22 protein-coding genes are annotated in these 20,526 nt (G+C 60.5%); 11 read left to right on the top strand and 11 right to left on the bottom strand.

All coding sequences use genetic code 11. The annotated features are described in order from the left end of the window. Positions 1–73: 73 nt before the first annotated feature. Genes ACEN2T_RS06635 through ACEN2T_RS06625 form a run of 3 tightly spaced genes read right to left on the bottom strand, consistent with a single transcriptional unit; the run spans position 74 to position 938 of the window. On the bottom strand, positions 74–472 hold the full coding sequence (locus tag ACEN2T_RS06635; protein WP_032887125.1) for a response regulator: 399 nt from the start codon (positions 470–472) through the stop codon (positions 74–76). 53 nt (positions 473–525) lie between these two features. Next, positions 526–714, bottom strand: coding sequence for a hypothetical protein (locus tag ACEN2T_RS06630; RefSeq protein ID WP_032887127.1), 189 nt, complete (start codon positions 712–714; stop codon positions 526–528). 26 nt (positions 715–740) lie between these two features. Next, on the bottom strand, positions 741–938 hold the full coding sequence (locus tag ACEN2T_RS06625; RefSeq protein WP_095186495.1) for a Flp family type IVb pilin: 198 nt from the start codon (positions 936–938) through the stop codon (positions 741–743). Between the two features lie 315 nt (positions 939–1,253). Between ACEN2T_RS06625 and cpaB the strand changes: the two genes are divergently transcribed. From cpaB to ACEN2T_RS06585, 8 genes are read left to right on the top strand one after another with little or no spacing between them, the layout of a single operon-like run. Next, on the top strand, positions 1,254–2,201 hold the full coding sequence (cpaB, locus tag ACEN2T_RS06620; RefSeq protein WP_122756797.1) for a Flp pilus assembly protein CpaB: 948 nt from the start codon (positions 1,254–1,256) through the stop codon (positions 2,199–2,201). Between the two features lie 17 nt (positions 2,202–2,218). After that, a complete protein-coding gene (locus tag ACEN2T_RS06615) occupies positions 2,219–3,436 on the top strand; it encodes a type II and III secretion system protein family protein (protein ID WP_442116476.1) in 1,218 nt (405 codons plus the stop codon). Continuing rightward, positions 3,433–4,623 carry a pilus assembly protein gene (locus ACEN2T_RS06610; protein ID WP_032887131.1) on the top strand — a complete coding sequence of 397 codons (1,191 nt, stop codon included), beginning with the start codon at positions 3,433–3,435 and terminating at the stop codon, positions 4,621–4,623. The genes ACEN2T_RS06615 and ACEN2T_RS06610 overlap by 4 nt, the downstream gene beginning before the upstream one ends. Continuing rightward, entirely contained in the window at positions 4,620–5,891 is a 1,272-nt protein-coding gene (locus ACEN2T_RS06605; RefSeq protein WP_032887132.1) for a CpaF family protein, read from the top strand. Before ACEN2T_RS06610 ends, ACEN2T_RS06605 begins: the two co-directional genes overlap by 4 nt. A 10-nt stretch (positions 5,892–5,901) precedes the next feature. Beyond that, positions 5,902–6,786 carry a type II secretion system F family protein gene (locus tag ACEN2T_RS06600; protein ID WP_442116475.1) on the top strand — a complete coding sequence of 295 codons (885 nt, stop codon included), beginning with the start codon at positions 5,902–5,904 and terminating at the stop codon, positions 6,784–6,786. A gap of 1 nt (position 6,787) precedes the next feature. Beyond that, positions 6,788–7,672, top strand: coding sequence for a type II secretion system F family protein (locus ACEN2T_RS06595; protein WP_099602174.1), 885 nt, complete (start codon positions 6,788–6,790; stop codon positions 7,670–7,672). Positions 7,673–7,683: 11 nt separating this feature from the next. After that, the gene (locus ACEN2T_RS06590) at positions 7,684–8,424 is read left to right on the top strand and encodes a tetratricopeptide repeat protein (RefSeq protein WP_032887135.1); all 741 of its coding nucleotides are present in this window, start codon (positions 7,684–7,686) and stop codon (positions 8,422–8,424) included. Then, positions 8,421–8,693: a DUF3613 domain-containing protein gene (locus ACEN2T_RS06585; RefSeq protein ID WP_032887136.1), complete on the top strand. Its 273-nt coding sequence runs from the start codon at positions 8,421–8,423 to the stop codon at positions 8,691–8,693. Before ACEN2T_RS06590 ends, ACEN2T_RS06585 begins: the two co-directional genes overlap by 4 nt. Here the strand turns inward: ACEN2T_RS06585 and ACEN2T_RS06580 are convergent. Both ACEN2T_RS06580 and ACEN2T_RS06575 read right to left on the bottom strand, forming a co-directional pair. Beyond that, on the bottom strand, positions 8,690–9,478 hold the full coding sequence (locus ACEN2T_RS06580) for a response regulator transcription factor (RefSeq protein WP_032887159.1): 789 nt from the start codon (positions 9,476–9,478) through the stop codon (positions 8,690–8,692). The genes ACEN2T_RS06585 and ACEN2T_RS06580 overlap by 4 nt on opposite strands. Positions 9,479–9,594: 116 nt before the next feature. After that, complete coding sequence (locus ACEN2T_RS06575) at positions 9,595–10,080, bottom strand: prepilin peptidase (RefSeq protein WP_179179568.1); 486 nt, start codon at positions 10,078–10,080, stop codon at positions 9,595–9,597. 72 nt (positions 10,081–10,152) lie between these two features. Here ACEN2T_RS06575 and ACEN2T_RS06570 point away from each other — a divergent pair, with 72 nt between their 5' ends. Both ACEN2T_RS06570 and ACEN2T_RS06565 read left to right on the top strand, forming a co-directional pair. Then, positions 10,153–10,593: a TadE/TadG family type IV pilus assembly protein gene (locus ACEN2T_RS06570; RefSeq protein ID WP_032887137.1), complete on the top strand. Its 441-nt coding sequence runs from the start codon at positions 10,153–10,155 to the stop codon at positions 10,591–10,593. After that, complete coding sequence (locus tag ACEN2T_RS06565) at positions 10,590–13,331, top strand: PAS domain-containing sensor histidine kinase (RefSeq protein ID WP_032887138.1); 2,742 nt, start codon at positions 10,590–10,592, stop codon at positions 13,329–13,331. Before ACEN2T_RS06570 ends, ACEN2T_RS06565 begins: the two co-directional genes overlap by 4 nt. On the opposite strand, the gene ACEN2T_RS06560 is transcribed toward ACEN2T_RS06565, so the two are convergent. From ACEN2T_RS06560 to pbpC, 6 genes are all read right to left on the bottom strand, one after another. After that, entirely contained in the window at positions 13,328–15,337 is a 2,010-nt protein-coding gene (locus ACEN2T_RS06560) for a pilus assembly protein TadG-related protein (RefSeq protein WP_442116474.1), read from the bottom strand. The two genes, ACEN2T_RS06565 and ACEN2T_RS06560, sit on opposite strands and share 4 nt — an antisense overlap. A 98-nt stretch (positions 15,338–15,435) precedes the next feature. Beyond that, positions 15,436–15,993: a DUF4136 domain-containing protein gene (locus ACEN2T_RS06555; RefSeq protein WP_181644404.1), complete on the bottom strand. Its 558-nt coding sequence runs from the start codon at positions 15,991–15,993 to the stop codon at positions 15,436–15,438. A 44-nt stretch (positions 15,994–16,037) separates the two neighbouring features. Beyond that, positions 16,038–16,640, bottom strand: a complete 603-nt coding sequence (locus ACEN2T_RS06550) for a DUF4136 domain-containing protein (protein WP_032887142.1) — start codon at positions 16,638–16,640, stop codon at positions 16,038–16,040. Between the two features lie 24 nt (positions 16,641–16,664). Continuing rightward, entirely contained in the window at positions 16,665–17,414 is a 750-nt protein-coding gene (locus ACEN2T_RS06545; RefSeq protein WP_032887143.1) for a methyltransferase domain-containing protein, read from the bottom strand. After that, positions 17,407–17,715 carry a MazG-like family protein gene (locus ACEN2T_RS06540; RefSeq protein WP_003188211.1) on the bottom strand — a complete coding sequence of 103 codons (309 nt, stop codon included), beginning with the start codon at positions 17,713–17,715 and terminating at the stop codon, positions 17,407–17,409. The genes ACEN2T_RS06545 and ACEN2T_RS06540 overlap by 8 nt, the downstream gene beginning before the upstream one ends. A 53-nt stretch (positions 17,716–17,768) precedes the next feature. After that, a complete protein-coding gene (gene pbpC, locus ACEN2T_RS06535; protein ID WP_050442835.1) occupies positions 17,769–20,099 on the bottom strand; it encodes a peptidoglycan glycosyltransferase PbpC in 2,331 nt (776 codons plus the stop codon). A gap of 89 nt (positions 20,100–20,188) precedes the next feature. Here pbpC and ACEN2T_RS06530 point away from each other — a divergent pair, with 89 nt between their 5' ends. Continuing rightward, positions 20,189–20,482: a hypothetical protein gene (locus tag ACEN2T_RS06530; protein WP_032887145.1), complete on the top strand. Its 294-nt coding sequence runs from the start codon at positions 20,189–20,191 to the stop codon at positions 20,480–20,482. The last annotated feature ends 44 nt before the right edge of the window (positions 20,483–20,526 follow it).

Below are 20,526 nucleotides of genomic sequence, written 5' to 3'. Positions count from 1 at the left end.
TTGCTGTGGTAAGAGGGCTTGTTGTGGCGAGCGGGCTTGCTCGTGTTCGACTGCGCAGCAGTCCCCAAAAGCCCTACCGCTTGCTGAGAGGAAACAAGCTGTCCAACGTATCAATCAACCGCACCAGGTAAATCGGCTTGCGAAACAGATCCAGAACCTGCAGGCGCAGCATGTCGCTGACGTCATCCATTTCGGCATGACCGGACATCACAATCACCGGCAGGTGCGAGCGTGAGGTGTGTTCGCGCAGGCGCTTGATCAAGGAGATACCGCTTTCCTCGGGCATGCGCAGGTCGGTGATGACCAAGGCGATATCGGGGTGAAGTGTCAACTCTTGCAGGGCGAAGGTGACGGATGTTGCCGTGAAGCACACGAACCCCTCGTTTCCGAGGGATTCGGCGAGCTCGATCAGCGCGTCCTCTTCGTCGTCCACTAACAGGATTTGTTGCCGGGGGGACGACATGGGGCTCATGTAAGGATCCTGATACTAAACGTGCACTCAGGGTAGTCGTATCGCGCCATTGATCAAGTGGACAAGATACTGGCTTCGACCAACTTGAACAGCGCAGTGACTCTGTCGCTGATGGGCGTCATGAAGATACCGATCACAGCTGCACACATGGCAGCCACAATGGCGTACTCAATACCGGAAGCGCCATCCCTGGCGCAGACCATCAGTTGAAGCTTTAAGAACACCTTGCCAATTGCTGACATGTGACTCTCCAACAAGGGTTAAAAGCTCAAGTGCCAGCGCCGATACCGGTCTGGATCGATGTAAAAATGGATTTCACTTTAGTGCTGATGGGCGTCATGAACAGCCCGATCACCGCTGCACACATCGCCGCGACAATTGCATATTCGATACCGGAGGCCCCCTCTCTTCCGTAAGACAAAATCTGGATTTTGATAAACACCTTGCGAATGACGTCAAGGAACATTTGACTTCTCCTTTGCGCTCCGGGCGCTGATGTAGCTGGGCTACAGCATGATCTCGCTGTGCCATTAGAGCATTGTCGGCAAATCCACTCCCAACAACTGTAATAAGCGACTAATCACAAAGTAGTAGCCAAATCGATGACGCCTGAAGAACCTTATTTCCCACTAATGAAGAGAAATTTTCCAAGGAGTAATGGCATTTCGTCCTAGCTGAACTACCTTCAAATAGCGAAATAGTTAGACCTTGATAGTGAACTGATTGCGCAGTGCTGGATGGACCAGACAGCAGGTTCTGCAGTGGGAAAGGGAGAGCCTTTATGAGCAGTCGCATCAGTATGATTCTGGCCGGGTTGCTCTTGTTGGGAGCGCTGATTGCCGGTTATTGGGGCCTCGTGTTGAGCCGTCCGGAACCGGCGGCCGCCGTGGTTGCTCAGCCCGTTGCCAACCCCTCTTCAGTGGCCCCCGTCGAAGACCCGACACGTCAACCCGTAGTGGTACTGGCCCACGACGTGCCGCCCTTCGTCGCCCTCACCGCCGCCGACCTGACCCTGGAAAAACTGCGCACTGCACCGGCTGGCAGCCTCACCACGCTGGAGCAAGCCATCGGACGCACGCCTTGGCGCAGCCTGGAAGCCGGAACCTGGCTGACCGAACAAAGCTTCGAGGCTGGCGGAAGCCTCGCCCGGATGATCCGCTCTGACGAACGCGCGCTGGCCGTTGCCGTGGATGAAGTAACCGGCGCCGCTGGGCAATTGAACCCGGGTGATTATGTTGACGTGATGCTGTACCTGCGCCAGGAAAACGGTAACCCGCAACCCTCGGCGCAAACCGTAGTCCCCGCACTTCGCCTGCTTGGAGTGGGGGACCAACTCGGGCTGACCAATGACGGTAAACCCGGCTCCCCTGTAGCAACAACGGCCGAAGACAAAGCCAAGCAACAACAGAGCCGTGCCAGTGCGCGCACCGTGTTGCTGGCCGTTCCAGAACAACTGATGAGTCGGTTGGTGCTTGCCACGCAAGCCGGTGCAATGCGCCTGGCCCTGCGCAGCGCTGACGAACAACGCTTGAGCCAGTACTGGTCGGGCACCAATGAATCAGCGGCAAACCTCGACAACGCCAAGCGCGACCTCTACCAGTTCAATCAGTTGGCCTTTACTGCACCACCCACCAGCAACTTCAGCCCATCGGCCACCACCAGCGCTCCACGTCGCTCGGGTGTCGAGGTGATACGCGGCAACCAGGTTACTCAACAAACGCCCAGATAGCGCTAAGGATGCCTTGAATGAGCAGTCGTTCCCTGAGGTTTTTTTCACGAGCGTTCTGGGCCCTCGTCACCCTGACGCTGCCCATCGCGATCGCACAGGCAGCACCGGGCAACTGCGCCAGCCTGGGCAAGCTTCCTGCGACGCTCGAAGTCGGTGAAGGCATGCAACAAGCCATGCAATCCCCGGTTGCCATTACCCGCCTGGCGGTCGGCGACCCCAAAATCGCCGACGTTCAAGTCAACGGCAACCAGGCGTTCCTGCTGACTGGCATCTCCCAAGGCGCCACCAGCCTTATGATCTGGACCGCGTGCTCTAACACCCCACGCCAGAGCATGGTGTTCGTCAAAGGCAAAGCCACTTCAGCGTTAACCAGCTTGTCGCTGTCCCCCTCGGACGACCCCTTGCTGCCGAGCCAGGTACAGACCGATATCCGCTTCGTCGAAGTCAGTCGCACCAAGCTCAAGGAGGCAAGCACCTCGATCCTGGGGATTGGCAAAAACTTCCTGATCGGCAGCCCCAACCTCGCGGTGCCCAGCGCTAACACCTTGGCTCTGCCGGTGAGCGCCTCCAACTTCAATATCGGCTTCGGCGGCGGGCGCGTGTCGGCGATGATCAATGCCTTGGAAAGCAGCGGTTTTGCCTACACCCTGGCGCGACCCAGCCTGGTCGCCCTGAGCGGACAAAGCGCAACGTTCCTGGCCGGGGGCGAAGTGCCCATTCCGGTGCCCAGTGCCGGCAGCGACACCATCTCCATCGAGTACAAGGAGTTTGGTATTCGGTTGACCCTGACCCCCACCGTGGTCGATCGAAACCGCATCACCCTCAAAGTGGCACCGGAAGTCAGCGAACTGGACTACAGCAACGCCGTGCAGATCCAGGGCATTCAGGTACCCGCACTCACTGTGCGTCGCACCGACACCAGCGTGTCCCTGGCCGATGGCGAAAGCTTCGTCATCAGTGGCCTGATCAGCACCAACAACCGTTCCACCATCAACAAATTTCCCGGCCTGGGCGACATCCCGATCCTGGGTGCGTTCTTCCGCGATTCCAACATCAGCCGCGAGGAAAAAGAGTTGCTGATGATCGTCACACCCCACCTCGTACAACCCCTGGCGGCCGATGCGCAGTTGCCGTCCCTGCCCGGCGAAAAGCTGCGCAGCTACGACCCTAATTGGTACCGCCTGTTTTTCCTTGAAAATGGCAACTTCGACCGTCGCACGGGGCTGTCCCAATGAGCGAAAGCCTGAGCCAAACGTTTCTGGCAATAACGCGTAACAGCACCGATCTGGAGTGGCTTCAGGGCGCGCTTGCACCGTTGGGCCAAGTGGTCAGTGCCGGCGGCGGCAGTCTGGACGAACTGCTGGCACTGGTCGACGTGACCTTCGCCAACCTGGTCTTCATCGGCCTGGACCGTGAAAACGTCACCACGCAATGTGCCCTGATTGAAGGGGCACTGGAGGCCAAACCCATGTTGGCCATCGTCGCGCTGGGCGACGGCATGGACAATCAACTCGTACTCAATGCCATGCGGGCCGGCGCCCGCGACTTCGTCGCTTATGGCTCGCGTTCCAGTGAAGTGGCCGGCCTGGTTCGACGCCTGAGCAAGCGCCTGCCGACGGTCAGCCACACCACTCACCTGGGTGGCCTGACGGTGCTCTATGGCACCCAATGCGGTACCGACGGCGCGTTACTGGCCACCCACCTGGCGCAAGTGGTGCAAAAAAGCGGGCAGCAAACCCTGGTACTGGATTTGGGACTGCCTCGGGGCGACAGCCTGGCGCTGTTGGGCCTGGAAAGCTCGTTTCACTTCGGTGATGCCCTGCGCCACTTGCGACGCCTGGATGCCACCTTGATCAACAGCGCCTTTACCTCGGCCGAGGCTGGTCTGCGCATTCTGGCCTACACCGACGGCGACGAATCGCTGGAGCAAACCAGCGCTGCCGAGCTGTACATGCTGCTCAGCGCCCTGCGCCAACACTTCCAGCACATTGTCGTCAACCTAACCGGCCAGCCGGACAGCGAAGCGCTGCGCACCTTCGTCAGCCATTGCGACAAGTTGCTGTGGTGCACCGATCAAAGCGTGCTCGACTGCCGACGCAACCTGGCGGTGCTCAATCGATGGCGTGAAAAAGGCATGAAACTGGAGCACGGCCGTCTGCTGGTCGACCGCTATATCAAAGGCGCCGCACCGGAGGCCGAAGCGCTGGGCAAGACCTTCGGCCTGGAAGTGATTGCCGTGCTGCCCCTGAGCGCGGAAATCCGCCTGAATGCCAAAAATCAGGGCCAGACCTTATTTGCCTTATCGCCCCGCGAGCCGCTCACCCAAGGCCTGCGCACCCTTGGCGAGCGCCTGGCCAAACGCTCCGAAGGCCTTGAGAAACCACCGGCCAACTGGCTTACCCGTCTCTGGAGTACGAAATGAGCAGCGATAAACTGTTCGGTTCGCCCTTACGCGGCACCGTCGACAACACCGATCACGACGGCCTCAAACTGGTCCTGCACCGCTACATCATCGATGCCATAGAGGAGTCGGGGAAAAACCTGTTGGAAGGCACGCGCCAATCTTTGGCGCAATTTGTGATGGATAAAGTCGCCGAGTACATCACCCGCATGCACCTGGCGATCTCCCGCTATGAAATGGAGCGCCTGGCAGAAGAAATCGTTGACGAACTCACCGGTTTCGGGCCGCTTGAGGTGCTGCTGCGCGATACATCCGTTACTGAAATCCTGGTCAACGGCCCCCACCGAGTGTTCGTCGAACGCGACGGTCTGCTGCACCAAAGCGACCTGCGTTTTATCGACGACCACCATGTGGAGCGGGTCATGCAACGCATCCTCGCACCCTTGGGGCGACGACTGGATGAGTCGTCACCCATGGTCGATGCGCGGTTGCCGGACGGGAGTCGGGTCAATGCGATCATTCCTCCGATTGCCCTGGACGGGCCCTGCCTGTCGATCCGAAAGTTTCGCAAGGACATGCTCAAAAGCAGCGACCTGATGGCCATGCAGACCATCGATCAACTGATTTTCGAGTTCTTCCAAGAGGCCGTGGGCAAGCGCTGCAACATCTTGATCAGCGGCGGTACCGGCACCGGTAAAACCACGCTGCTGAACATTCTGAGCCAACTGATCAACCCCCATGAGCGGCTCGTCACCATCGAAGATGTGGCCGAACTGCAACTGGGCCACCCCCACGTAGTACGCCTGGAAACCCGCCCGCCGAATGCCGAAGGGCACGGCGAAGTGAAGGCCAGCGACCTGATTCGCAACGCCCTGCGGATGCGCCCGGACCGCATCATTCTGGGGGAGATTCGTGGCGTGGAAGTGCTCGATGTACTCACGGCGATGAACACCGGCCACGACGGGTCGATGAGCACCGTGCACGCCAACAACGCACAGGATGCGCTGCTGCGCCTGGAGACGCTGGTGGGACTCACCGGCCGCGTGGTCGCGGAGAAAACCCTGCGCCAGATGATCTGCGCGGCACTGGATGTGGTGATCCAACTGACGCGTTTGCCCGACGGTCGCCGTTGCGTCAGTGAAGTGGTGGAAGTCGTGGGCGTGCGTGATGACGTGTACGTCACCAACACACTGTTCCGGCATGACAAACGCACCGGCTTCGGTTTCCTGCGCGAAGCCATCAACCCCGCCGGCGACAAACTGCGCCGCGAAATCCCGCTGCCGTTGTAGGAGCCGCCTGATGATCGGTCCGATCCTGCTCGCATTGATCTCTCTGGGCATGCTGTTGCTGGCGACGCACATGATGCGCAGTGGCTTGCGCCAGGCACAGGCCGAGCGTGTGATGGAGCGACTGGGCCAGGGCCAACCTAAGGCAGTGAATGACAAGGCCGTCGTGACCAGCCTTGAACGTATGTTCATCCGTGCCGGCCTGGGCAAGCCCACCGAACGCCTGGGGCTATGGCTCATGCTTTGGGGCTTTGGCGTGGCGCTCGGTTTCCTGGCTGCCGAATGGCTGGGCTTGCTGACGATGGTCGTACTGCCGCCCCTGATCCTGCGGTTCTACCTGGCCCTGCGCTATCAACGCCGTTTGCGCCGGATGATTGAGCAGTTGCCTCAGTTGCTCGATCACGCCGTACGCAGCCTCAAATCCGGCCGCACGCTGGCGGACGCCGTGCTGGGTGGCATTGAAACCAGTGATGACCCGCTGAAGAAGTCCATGGGACGCATCAAGCGCAATGTCATCCTCGGGGTCAGCCTGCCAGATGCGGTGCACGACTTTGCCGAGTTTTACGAACAGGATGAGCTGCGCCTCTTTGCGCTGGGGTTGAAGGTCAATCATCGCTATGGCGGCAACGCCAGCGAGTTGCTGGAAAATCTGATCAAAATGATCCGCGAACGGGACCAGGGCGCTCGCCAACTCAGGGCGATGACGGGGGAGACTCGCGTGACCGCCGTGGTGCTGGCATTGCTGCCGGTCAGCGTGGCCGGTTACTTCCTGGTGACCAATCCAACGTATTTGGTGGGTATGTGGGCCGATGACAGCGGCAGGTGGATGTTGATTGGTGCCTTCGCCATGCAGGTCTTCGGTTGCATCGCCCTGTGGCGCATGCTGAGGAGCGTCTGACATGGCCATGTTGATCAGCGCAGTATTGTTTTTCGCGGCGACGTTACTGCTGGTCGGTAACGTCCTGGCTCACCGTCGTCAACAGCGCGTGGTCACCTCGCGGCTGCAGGGCGAAACCGAGCGTGAAGACAAGATAGGCCGATGGTTGCGCACGCTGGGCAACACCCGGATTGGCCAACGCACCATCAGCCTCGACAACGAAACCCAAACCCTGCTCAACCGTATTGGCTGGCGCAAGGCCGGGCAGCGCTCGATGTTCGCCGCCTGCCAAGTGGGCGCGCCACTGGTACTGCTGGGCCTGACGCTGCTGATACAAAGCGTGTTTTTCCCTGAGGCGGACCCCGTTTGGCTAGCGCCCTTCCTCGGGCTGGCCACCGGTTACCTGCTGCCCAAGCGCGTGCTCGCGTCACTGGCCAAACGGCGCCAGGAGCAGATCACCCAGGAAATCTCGACCTTCATTCCGCTGCTGCGCATCCTGTTTGAATCCGGCATGGCCGTTGAGCAAACCTTGCGCGTGATGTCCCAAGAAGCGCAAAAGCTGCTGCCGGTACTCACTTCGGAATTGCGCATTGTGCTGGCCAGGGTGGACTCGGGCCTGGAGCTTGGCGAAGAGTTGAACAAAACCAGCCTGATGCTGAGCGTCGATGAGTTCAGCGACACCTGCACGATTCTGCAACAGCTGCTGCATCAGGGCGGCGGCGCCATGAAGTCGCTGCAGGCACTCAAGCAACTGCTGGACGACCGGCGCCTGACGCGCATGCAGGAATACATTTCCAAGATGTCGGCCAAGATGTCCGTGGTCATGATGGTCTTTCTGTTTCCGGCGTTACTGATCGTACTGGCCGGTCCCGGCTTTATCGCCATCTCGAAGGCCATGGGGCCTTGAAAGGACAACCGATGAAAACACTGATTGCCGCGTGCAGTTTGTTGCTCATGAGCGGCTGCGCGAACCTGGGCCAGACGCCTTGGTCCGGGTTCGCCGCTAACGGCAGTTGCTCCAAGCCCAGCGCCGACCAGGAGCTTTCGCTGAACCTCGCCGACGACATGGCCAACGACGGCAAGCTGCACGCCAGCCTGGCCAATCTGCAAAATCTGCCGGACTCCTTGCCTCAAGTACGCCTGCGCAAAGCAAAGGTCTACCGGCTGTTAGGGCGCAACGACGCAGAGCCGTTGTACAAAACCCTGCTGGGTACATGCTTGTCGGCTGAAGGCGAACATGGACTCGGGCAACTCGCCGTCGCCAAGGGCGACAACGGTAAAGCACTGGCCCATTTGCAACGGGCCGCCCAGCTCTCGCCTACCGATGAAAAAATCCGCAATGACTTAGGGGTGGTCTACCTCAACCAACTGCGTATGGACGATGCACGTTTCGAGTTCCTCACCGCCATGGAGCTCAACCAGAGCAATCAGTTGGCCGCCATTAACCTGGTGACCCTGCTGATCTACCAAGACAACTGGGGGCAGGCCGCGCAAGTGGTCAGTCGCATGGGGTTGAGCCCCGTTCAAGTCAGCCAGGCCCAGGCCCGGGCGCAGCAACTCAAGCGTTCGCCTGCGTCGCCCGCCAAGGATCAAATAGCGGCTGTCAGAGATGCCTTGCAGGCGCCTATCAAGTCAGTCAATCAGGGAGAATCCAGATGAAACTCGCATTGCTCGCCAACCTGCTGCTGGCAACGCTGCCCCTGACCGCCATGGCCATTGAGCCCGGCCCGTCTTCGCCTCAACAGAAACAGACTGAAGGCTGGCTACAGCTGCAGGTCAGCGGCCAACTGGCGTCGTCCAAGCCGCAGAAGGCGACCCCCGCTGAACGCGAGGGCGCCATGCTGCGCCTGATAGAGAGCTACAAGCACCCTATTCCTGAGTACTACGATCAGAAACAAGGCGGTACCTCGCCGAGCGGTAGCAACTAGTGGGCGGTCACCCGCTGGCGTATCGCCGAATTGCTCGGTGACAGCGCCAGCGCCAACTGCGTGCGGTTATGCATATGGGTGAGGCGCAACACCTGGGAGACGTAGAGCTTCACCGTGTTTTCAGTGATGCCCAGCTCACAGGCAATCTGGTAGTTGGTCTGCCCCTTGCCCACCAGCCGTGCAACGTCCAATTGACGTGGTGACAACTGTTTGAAAATAACCGGCATCTCCACATCAAGTGCTTCACCCTCCCCCTGCGCCTCGGTGGCGCTGATGGAGGATTGAGGGTTGCTACGCACCTTGTCGAGATCGTGATAAAGGTCATCGATGGACGCCGACAGGTATTGCAGCTTCTGGTTCAGGTGCCCCAGCTCAAGGCTTTTATGCCGTTCCTGCAGCACCGCCTCCTGACGTTGCAACCCTTCCAGCAACTCGGGGAGATTGATCGGTTTTTGATAATAGTCCGCGATTCCTGCGCGCAGGGCCTTGATGACATCTTGTTTGTCGGCGCGCCCCGTCAGCATGATGGATTCAAAGGCACGCTGTTTACCGGCCAAACGCTGCAACGCCTGCACCAACTCGATACCGTCCATTTCCGGCATATGCAGGTCGCACAGCACCAGGCCGATGTCAGCGTCTTCGCTGAAACGTTTTACAGCCTGGAGGCTGGAATGGCATGGGATGCAGCGATAGCCGCTGCTTTCGAGGTATTCGCACAGCTCTTCCACGATCAAAGGTTGATCATCGACAACGAGCACTTTCACTAGAGAGGTAAGCTTGTTCACGCGCGACTCCATGCCTGGGCAAGCCAAAGACCAACCGTTCCATTCCAACCGCTTATTTTCCGTACAACTCACCCTTAAACGTAGACGTACTTTCTTACTATGTACATAGCACTAGGCTACGTCACGACTAATGGGATCCAAGCCCAAGCGAGTACAAATCCGACGAACAAAAAGGGCGCAAATGGCTGTTTGTTTGACGCCCGCGGCTCAAGGTGACAAAGAGCGTTTCTAACTCCTTGATTCATCAGCGGCCACATCCTGGGCGCCACCAACAACCACCCAACACTCGCCAGCCCTGCGCCGACAAACGTGCCGAGCAAGTACTGGCTGTTGGTTGCCAACGCCAACGCCGCCAATAACTTCACATCCGCCGCGCCCAGCCGACCTAAGGCATAACCGGGCAAGGTAAACAGCAGCGCCAGGGTAAACGCCCATCCGCCCTCGGCAGCGGATGCCCCTAGCCAGGTGGACCCGCTCCAGAGCAAATAAACCAACGCCAGCAGCAGCCCACCCCACGTCAGGCGGTTGGCGATCTGGCGTTGACGGATATCTTGCACGGCGCATAACGCCAGCCAAACAAACAGCAACAGGCTATGAATCACGTAAAAAAAATCCCTTTTCGCTGAATGATTCTATGCTGATATCAGGTAGTGGTTGTCAGGGTAGACGCAGTCATGAAAAAGGGCCTCCCTAGAAAACAGAAAGGTGCCGCCGCGCTTGAGTTCGCGATGGTATTCATGATTTTTTTTGCCGTGTTTTATGGTTTGGTCAGTTACAGCCTGCCGTTACTGCTGCTGCAATCGTTCAACCAGGCAACGGCAGAAGGTGTAAGACGCGGCGTGGCGCTTGACCCTACGACGCCTGGCTACACCGATGCGCTGAAAACCCGCGCGATCAGTGCCGCCCAGGCGCAATTGCAGTGGCTGCCGCCGGCCTTCAAATTCGTACCGGCCTATGTCACAGCAGACTATTCGGGCACCGGGATGCTGACCGTACGAATCAATTACCCCTCCGACAACCTTAAGAGCGTTCTGCCCTTCCTGGTCCTGCCGGGCTTCGGCACTGTGCCCAACTTGCCTACGACGCTCTCGGCCCAAGCGAGCCTGCAGTTTTGAACTCGGGGGAAAGGTTTTTCGATCGACTCCTGGGCCGCCCTCCGGGTATCTCTGCTTCGCCAGCACACGCCCCCGCGAACGCCGGCCTGCACATTTATCTGGATAATCAGGGTCGCGTGCTGCAAACCGACGGCGCGCTGCGCCATCGCTTGGCGAAAACAACCGACCCGCAACAACCGATGCCACTGCTGGACTATGTAGATGCCCACAGCGCCGTGGTGATCGAGGGCTGCCCCGGCGACTGGCAAGGACAAACCCTGGACCTGGATTTCAAGGCGCATGCGGGGCGCGTCCTGCAAACCCGAGGCTGGATTCAACCTCAAGGTGATGGCTGGGTATTACAACTGCTCGACATCGGCGACTTGATTGCCCACCGCAATCAAGCTGAAACCCGCGAACAGAATCAGTACCTGAGTGCCCAGATCAGTGAGCGACTGTGGGTTTGCAGCCTGGCGCGCCTGCCCGAGGAACTCCAAGACAACCTGCAAAGCATTGCGCAATGCTTGCAGATTCCCTGTGTCGCCATTGCCCTGCTCGATAGCCAGGAGCAGGGTTGGTTGATCCACAGCCACTATCGCGCACACGATGCACCGGCCCTGTGGCACGACGGACAGCCCCTGGGAACCGCGCTGGACAGCCTCGACGGCAAGACCCCCTTGAACCTGAGCCTGAACCATGGCCACAGCGAGCACCCGCGCTTGCAGGGCATTTTCAACAATGCCGCAGGCTTCCTGGTGCCCTACCGTGACGACCATGGCGTTGCCGCCTGGCTGCTTTGCGGGTTTTATCGCGGCGAAGAAAAGGCCAGTGACCGTGACTGGCTCCAACTGACCGCCGCCATCGCCGCCCCATTACTCAGCCGCCTTCGCGAGCAGCGTCATCAGCAGCAACTTGACCGGCTGGAAGCGTTGCAGGGGTTACTGGGCACCGGTTGGTGGGAACTCCAACCAGACACTGAAGAGATCCAGCTGGCACCCCAGTTGTTACAGCACCTGAGCCCCAACCACAGCACCCCGCGCATGGCCCTGACAGACTGGCTGATGCTGATCCACCCCGCTGACCGCCAGGAGCTCGCCAGTCGCCTGCAAGACTTGCAGACAGCGAGCAAACCGGTGTCCACCAGCGTACGTCTGCATCGTATGGACGCCGCACAAAACCCCCTTTGGTACCGCGTTCAAGGCCAAGCGTTAGGGGTGGGAAGCACACGGCGGCTGATCGGCTTCATGCTGGATATCAGCGATATAAAAAACCAGCAGCATCAAGCCGCCGCCGCTCACGCAAGGCTGGACAACCTGATCGCCAGCTCACCGGCAATCATCTACGTACAACGGTATGTCGAAGGCACCCTGCAGCCGCTGTTTTTCAGCGACAGCCTGCTGCCTCTGCTCGGCCGCACCCTCGAAGAATGCACGCCGGCCAGTCTTATCGAATGGATTCATCCCGATGACCGTGACCTCTACTTCGAGCGCACTCGCCAACTGCTTCGCGAAGGCAACGTGCGCAGCCGCTACCGCGTTCGCGATAAACACGGCGTAGACCATTGGTTGCTCGACGAAGCCAAGCTGCTGCGCGATGAACTGGGTCTACCGGTAGAGGCCGTCGGGCTATGGCTGGACGTCACCGAAGCGACCCTGGCCGCCGAACAGATCAAAAAGAGCGAAGAGCGCTATCGCATCCTGGTGGAAGACTCCCCGGCCATGATCTGCCGCTACCGACCAGACCTGACCCTGACCTTCGGCAACACACCGCTGGCCAACTATCTGGAATGTTTGCCCACGCAGCTGCCGGGGATGAACCTGGGGCATTGGTTGTCGGTAGAGCAGCGCCAAGCCTTTGAGCAGCGCATCAACCAACTGACTCCGGAGTTCCCGGTCAGCACCGCCGAAATCAGCTTGGAACTGCCTGGCCGCGAGCATGCCTGGTGGGTCTGGTCGGACCGCGGGGTGTTTGATGAGCGCGGCGCGCTGGTGGAAGTGCAAGCCGTAGGCCGGGATAACACGGAAGTGCGCCGCTCCCAGCAACAGCTGACACAAAGCGCCAAGATGGCCACCCTCGGCGAAATGGCCACGGGCCTGGCGCATGAAATCAACCAACCGCTGAACGTGATGCGCATGGCCATCGTCAACGTGCTCAAGCGCCTGAGTAGCGGCAACGCAGACGTCGATTACCTCACCGAAAAACTTCAGCGCATCGACGCCCAAGTGCTGCGCGCGGCGCGGGTGGTGGACCATATGCGGGTGTTTGGGCGCCGCTCGGAAATCGAGCAGCAGCCCTTCGACCCGGCACAGGCGGTGGAGGGCACGCTGTCGATGCTCAGCGAAGGCTTGAAGGGCAAAGGCATGGACCTGCGCGTCACCCCGGTGGACTTCACCGTGCAGGTCAAAGGCTACGTCGACCAGTTGGAACAAGTACTGATCAACCTGATGGTCAACGCCCGTGATGCACTGCTGAGCAATCGCGAACAGAACCCGGCACTGCGCCCTTGGATCGCACTGCATTGCGAGCACGACAGCCGCCACGTGCGGATCTGGGTCGAGGACAACGGCGGCGGTATTGACCCTCGCCTGCTGGAACGGATTTTCGAGCCGTTCTTCACCACCAAGCCGATTGGCGTGGGCACGGGGCTGGGGTTGTCGGTGAGCTACGGAATTGTGGAAAACATGGGCGGCCGACTGAGCGTCGTCAATGGCGCAGAAGGCGCCAGGTTTTGTGTGGAGTTACCGATCGTGGAGGCTTAAAGCACCAATGCCGCTTGTCCGTGAGGTCTGCAACTGAGGTTGGCGCCGACTTCAACTTTGTTGAGGTTGATGCCCAAGGTGGACAGCAAGCCGTTTACCAGCGGGTCGACAATTGGGCTAAGGACAGTGCCGATGACGTTGCCCAGCGTGCTATTCAAATCGTTAAGCAGCGTTGCGCTGGTCGCCAATAACCCGCCCAGCAGATTGAACCCCGTAGGCTTGTAAACCTGGAATTTCAGCCCTGTTTGCAAAGCCTGTCCGAGGGACGTCACCAGGCTAGCAGTCGATAGCGAATGATAGAGCGGTGGCTGCTTGATCTCCGGTGGCTGGTTGTAGGTGTAAGCGCCACCCGCCGAAGTCACTGAGCCCACGCTGGGGTCGATAAGCATCCCAATCCCCCCACCATAAAACGCTTTGCGATTAGGGTAATCGCAGACGGTGGGCCCGAGCCCGAGCAGCGGCTTGAGGCACGTCACCGCGCCGATATCGATCACCGGCAGCGGTGGCACGGCCGGCAGCGGCGGGCTGGCTCCCAGTGAATCGATCAGGGTAGGGCTCTGGCCGACTTTGATGCTCACCACCGACGCATTGGTTTGGGTGGTCAGCGTTTTGGTCGCGTCACTCGCGCAGGTAAACCCTGTGACATAGCTTTCAGCAATGCCCAGCTCAAGAATCACATCCACACTGGGAACCGGCGGGTTAGTGGCGGAAGACAGCAGCCTCAAGTCTGTGGTCTGACAAGGAACGCCTCCCACGGCACACAGCAGCGAACTGACAGTCCCGGCCAGGTTCAGGCTGAGCAAATTGTTCAGCACGTCCGTAAGCGGAGCGACCAAGCCGTTCACAACCAAATTCACCGCAGGGATGTTGAGTACCGGCAGCGTCACTGTCAGCCCCAGGCTTACCTGCGCCGTGCGCACATAAATCCGCGTACTCGCATCGGTTTTATTCTTGGCATAGGTGGGGTCACCGATCGCGGACAGTATGGGCGGCTCAATGACCTTGAGCTTGAGATTCGCCGTCACACCGGGAATGGTCACAGGCACCGCAGCCACCACCCCGTTCTTCTTGTTGGCCAATTGCACAAAAGCCTCAGCCAGCTGGAACGCGTTCAACGTGGTGTTAAGCCCGGCGGACACAGCCCCTGTCTGCAATTGCAACAGGCTGCCCAGCGTCACGTCGAGATTGCCCACCAATGCATTGATCTTCGTAAGCCCTGAGGCGGCCACCGTCGCGGTACCCGACCCGGCTTGAAGCACGGTTACCGCCGCATCGATCAGTTGACCGAGCTTGAGGTTCTTGGCCAGCAACTCGTCGTAATTGCCCGCCTGGACGCCCACGTTCAGTGCCAACTGGTTCAGGTAACTCAACAGGTTGAGATTGGTGTCCACCAACCCCTGCCAACCGGCCACATCGAGCGACAGGTTACCGCCCAACAACTTGCCGAACAGCAGGTTCAGCGCGGCGGAATCGGTGGAGTTGACCGTCACCAACGTGGACTTGATCGTCAATTGCGCCTGGGGCGGCAAAATCTTCGGCGCGGCCACGGCCTTGGCCGTCAACAGGGTGGTCAGGCTGTAGGCGCCGCCATTGAACATCGACCAGATACCACCGGCGACACTGGTCAACACCGGGCGCGAGGCGATCACTTGAATCGCATCGCGCTTGGTGGCATCTGCGGAAAACACCCGTAGATTCGAAGCCGCCGTGGTCAACGAACCACAGCGCACGTCCAGTGCATTGGCGGGGGGAATGATGTAGCCGTTGCGCACCGCACTGGCGCCGGCGTAGGTGGTGGCGGTGTTGTTGTTCGCTGCCAGGCAATCGCCATTGCGCTGGACCGCTTCCAGCGCGGCCATGTCGGCAATGCCTTGCAACTTGCGCTTTTCGAGATAGAGCCGCCCGCTGTCGACCACCAGCAGTAAGAAGACCAACGCCAAACCGAGCGTCAAGGCCGCCATCAAGCCGATCGCACCACGCTGCCTGCAACGAAGTCCGGGAGACATCGAGCACTCCTTAGCGCTTACTCTCCGTAGGTGCTGTGGAGTGTAGACAAGGCTTGGAATGTGCGCTGGCCAAGCGCCACAAATCGCGGCGGCTGAAGTCAGTGCGGCGGATAGCTGGAGAGGATGTGCGTCACCGTCGTGCGGATCGCGTTGTTGCGGTCCTGTGGGTTGGGCGTGCTGCCCATCATATGTTCATCACTGCCGCGCCATACCAGTTTGCCGTCCTTGCCATCGAGCAGGTCGATCTGGATGGTCGCCACTTTGTAGGTGATGTTGCGCGTTTCGTTGTACATCGGCCCACCCCAGTAGCCGTTCCACGGGCCACCCCAGCCGCCGCCGTAATTGGTGGTGACTTGTTGCTGGCGGTCTTCGACGATCAGGTAGGCCTGAACGATCAGGTCAGCCTTGGTGCCCGCTGCGGCTGGGCGCAGGCCCCGTTGGTCGAGTTGCTCGCCTACCGCCTGGCGGATGCGTTGTTCGGTGAGGTCACTCTTGATCCGTGGATCATCTGGGCGGTATTGCAGGGCCGGATCTTTCCAGGCCCAGTTGCGGTAGGCGCCGAAGTCTCGGCTGGCGTCAAAATCGTGGTTGACCTGGTTGGTCTGGCAACCGCCCAGCAGCACGACAAAAGCGAGCATAGCGATGCGACGAAACATGGTTTTCTCCAAAGAGCGAACTGCGCTTGAAATGAGAATAGCGGTTAACTGGGCGGGTAAGCGGTCATGGCCTTTTGCACGGCCTGGCGCAAAGCGTCAGCACGTTCGCTGAGGCTGCCCTGGCTGGCAGTTTCGGCACTGGTGCTCCACACGGGCTGACCGCTGCGGGCATCAAACAGGTTGACCCGCACCACCGCAACCGTCACCTCGTAGGTGCGCACGATCGGCGCCGAGTTGTACATGCCATAGCCATTGCCGTAGCGGTTATAGCCGCCGTAACCGTAGCCATAATCGTCCTGGACTTGCTTGAGACGCTTCTCAAGGCGCACATCCGCGCTGACCAGCAGGTCGGGCGCCCGGTTGTCGTGCAAAGGGCGCAGGCCACGCTGGTCGAGGGCGCCGCTGACGGCTTCGGCAATCTGCGCCGAATCGGCCCATGCAGAGCCCGCCGGCAGTTGGCCGTTGCGCCAGGCCCAATTACGGTAGGCCCCGTAGTCGCGTACCGGCGCAGGGTACGCACTGGCATCGAATGTAGTGGCTGCCTGGGCCGGCGCCGGTGGCATGGGCGCAGAAGCCGCCACATAAGGGTTAGGGCTGGAGCACGCGCCCAGCCCAAGGGATAACAAAATCAAACAGAGACGACGCATTTCGACCTCCGCAGGCTGGGCCGCTTAAACCGGACGGCAGATCCAGTGCAAATAACGCCCAAGTCCGGCAAAGCTTGGGTGACGACGGTGAGCGAGTTCCATCTCTACAAGGTCCTGTAAATCCGCGCGGGCCTGGAATTCCACCGGCATATAGTCGTGAAAAACCCGCACGCCACTTTGGCTTTCGACCTGCCAAAGCCCGTCGAGTTGCGCCGCTAATTCGCGGGGGTCGAGGGGCTGTTGCGGGGTCAGGCTCTGCTTTTCGCCGGCCATGTCGTTCTTGCGCATTTTGCGGAAGTGGCCTTTGAGCAGGTTGCGATAAATCAGCGCATCACGGTTGTAAAACGCCAGGGACAGCCAGCCACCGGGCACGGTCAACTGGTGCAGCACCGGCAGGATCGCATGGGGTTCGGCCAGCCATTCCAGCACCGCGTGACACAGCACCAGATCGTAAGGTTCGGTGAGCTGGCCAAGCAGGTCTTGCCAGGGCGCCTGGATAAAGGTCGCCGTTTGCCCGGCCTCGGCGAAGCGCTGGCGCGCCCCCTCAAGCATCGGCTCGGCGGGTTCAGCCAGGGTCACCAGGTGGCCGCGCTCGGCCAACCACAGCGACATATGCCCCAGGCCTGCGCCGATATCCAGCACGCGCAACGGGCGTTCCGGCAGGGCTTCGGCCAGGTCGGCCTGAAGCACCGCCAGGCGGATTGCGCCTTTGGCACCGCCGTAGATTTTCTCGGCAAAGCGTGTAGCCAACTGGTCGAAATGACGATCACTCATGGGCAAACCGCCGTTCGCTGTCGGCCAGTTTGGCGCGCACCACCTCATTCATGTCCAGGCCCAGCTCACTGCACAACAGCAGCAGGTACAGCACGATATCGCCGACTTCCTGGCCGGCGTGGGCGAGTTTGTCAGCGGGTAACTGGCGAGATTGGTCTTCGGTCAGCCATTGGAAGATTTCCACCAGCTCGGCCATTTCCACACTGGCAGCCATGGCCAGGTTTTTGGGGCTGTGGAACTGCTTCCAGTCGTTGGTATCGCGGATGCGGTGCAGACGTTCGGTGAGGTGTTCGAGGTTCATGGGAGGGGCTCCTGAAGGTGTGTAGCTTCCGGCGGAAATTCAGAGAAGGCAAGTTAATCCACCACGCTGAACTCAATCCTGGCCGTCTGCCCCGCCTCATCGAGCACGCTTAATTGATAGCGGCCCAGTCGCTCGAAACTGGCATTGATAAAGTCCTGATTGGCGCTGTCGCCCAACGGCGCGCCATTAAGGAACCACCACCGTCGACCACTGCCGCCCAAGGCGGAGATTTTAAGACGCAGGGCTTGTTGGCTGGCGGCGGGCAGGCGCAATTGGTCGCCTTCACGCACGCCGACGATGGACAACGGTGAAGACGCGGCCAGCGCCGGCGGCGGGCAATCCGCGTCGGCGGCTGGGATGCGTGCTTCACGGCGTTCGGCCCTTGGCAGCCAAGGTTCCAGCGGTGCTGGCCACAGGGCGATAGGCTTGGCGACTGCGCCGGGGCAATGAGCATCGACCCGCAAGCCCTTGGCATTGACCCAGACACTTTCCATCAACCCCACACTCAGCGGTTGATCCAACGCCTGCAAGGTCGGCGGCGTGGTGTTGTCCAGGGTCCAGGCGAAGCGTTGGCGGCGGCAATTGGGATCGCTGCGGCTCATGGGCTGGCCCAGCGGCCAACAGATCGCCGCCACGCCGACGTTGGCCGGCACCGGTTTGACTGGCGCGCTGATGCCGCGCTGGCTGTCGCGATTGGTCAACACGTCGTGCACCTGCAACATCAGTGGCGCCGCTGACGCCAAGCCGAACTGGCCCGGCACGGGCGTGCCGTCCGGCCGGCCGATCCACACGCCAATCAGGTAGCGCGGCCCCACGCCAATCGCCCAGGCATCGCGAAAGCCATAGCTGGTGCCGGTTTTCCAGGCGAGCACCGGGCGCTGCACCAACTCGGCACGCGGGTCGCGATCCGGCCGCGCTTGCCCACTGAGGATGCGCCGCACAATCCAGGCAGAGCCCGGCGACAGCATTGGCCGCTCTCTCAGCGCGTCGTCCGGCTGCAGTCGGATAGAGGCGCTCTTGCCGTCCCGGGCGAAGGCGCTGTAACCGCCCACCAGATCTTCCAGACGGCTGCCCGCGCCGCCCAGGATCAGCGCCAGGTTCGGCTCGGCCAGCGCGGGCAATGCCAAGGGCACACCGCCAATGCGCATCTCGGCGGCAAACCGCTTGGGCCCGTACGCTTCCAGCAACTGCACCGCTGGCAGGTTAAGGGAGCTGGACAACGCAGTACTCGCCGGCACCGCGCCGGTAAACCCCATGGAGAAGTTGCCCGGCCGATAATCGCCATACCGCCGGGGCACGTCCTGCAACAGCGATTCGGAGTGAATCAACCCATCATCCAGGGCCATGCCATACAGAAAGGGTTTCAACGTCGAGCCCGGCGAGCGCAGCGCGCTGATCATGTCCACATGGCCAAAGCGCTTGGCGTCGTTGATATCCACCGAGCCCAGGTACGCCCGCACCGCCATGGTTTCCTCTTCCACCACCAGGATCGCCGCCGAAGTGTGCTCCGGCAGCCGCGCGCGCCAGCCCAGCAACAGATCTTCGAGGCGGCGTTGCAGGGTGGCGTCAACGGTCGTGCGGATCAGCGGCGGGCTGTCGGGGCGGTTCAGGCGGCGAGCGAGCAAGGGCGCCAGGCTCGGTTCCAGACGCGGGGCAAGTAGCAGCGGTTCTTCAAGGGCTTCGTCGACCGCCGATTGCGGCCATACCTGGAACTCGGCGAGGCGGCGCAAGACCTTGTCCCGAGCCTCCTGGGCGCGCTGCGGATGCCGATCTGGACGCAGGCGGCTCGGCGCCTGTGGCAGTACCGCGAGCAAGGCCGCTTCGGCATGGGTCAATTGCGCAGGGGATTTGCCCAGGTATGCCCAACTGGCCGCCGCCACGCCCTGCAACGTGCCGCCAAACGGCGCGCGGTTCAGGTAGAGGTTGAGGATCTCTTCCTTGGACAGGTGCCACTCCAACTGCGCCGTGCGCCACAGCTGACGCAACTTGCCATGGAACGTGCGCGAATGCGGGTCGAGCAAACGGGCGACCTGCATCGACAAGGTGCTGCCGCCCGACACTACCCGCGCGCCGGTCAGGTTCTGCCACGTCGCGCGCACCAACGCCAACGGGTTTACGCCTGGGTGTTGGTAGAACCAGCGGTCTTCGTAGGTGAGCAAGGCATCCAGGTAATACGGCGAGACTTCACCGGTTTGCACGGGATAGCGCCACACCCCATTGGCATCGGCAAACCGCCACAAGGGTGTGCCATCCTCGGCCAGCACCACCCGCGCCAAGTCGTCCTTGGGCAGGGGCAGCGGCCAGATGCGGTCGGCCAGCCACAGCAGGGCAATCACCAACAGAAGGGTCGCCAGGGTCCAGCGGGCAACTAAACGCAAATTCAAACGGGCAAACCTCTATGCTGGTAGGGAACTAGCCTGTTGCATTAACAACCAAAGGCACAGACACGCCCACCTCTTATCAGGACATGCACATGCAGGTAGAAAGCTTTTTCGAATGGTTGGGCCAGGCGCTCGGTTCCATCATCCGTTTTATCGTCGACGGCCTCAGCGGATTATTCGGGGCCCTGACTCATGCCGGGGGCAACTTTGTCGAAGGCCTGTCCCGAACCTTGGGCATGGATACGTCGATTATCAGCATCATCACGCTGATCGTCGGCCTGATGCTGCTGTACTCGGCAGTACGCGCGTTTATGCGGGCGTCGATCATCATGGGGATTATCTGGCTGCTGCTGGGCCTTTGGCTGCTTAGTTGGGTCGTGCACTAAGCCAGGACGGTCAGCAATCGCCTGTGGGAGGGGGCTTGCTCCCG

It is taken from the genome of Pseudomonas sp. W22_MBD1_FP4 (assembly GCF_052113765.1).
Lineage (GTDB): Bacteria > Pseudomonadota > Gammaproteobacteria > Pseudomonadales > Pseudomonadaceae > Aquipseudomonas > Aquipseudomonas sivasensis.
The sequence above is the reverse complement of the archived record's forward strand: the minus strand, read 5'-3'. Positions and strand labels throughout refer to the sequence as shown.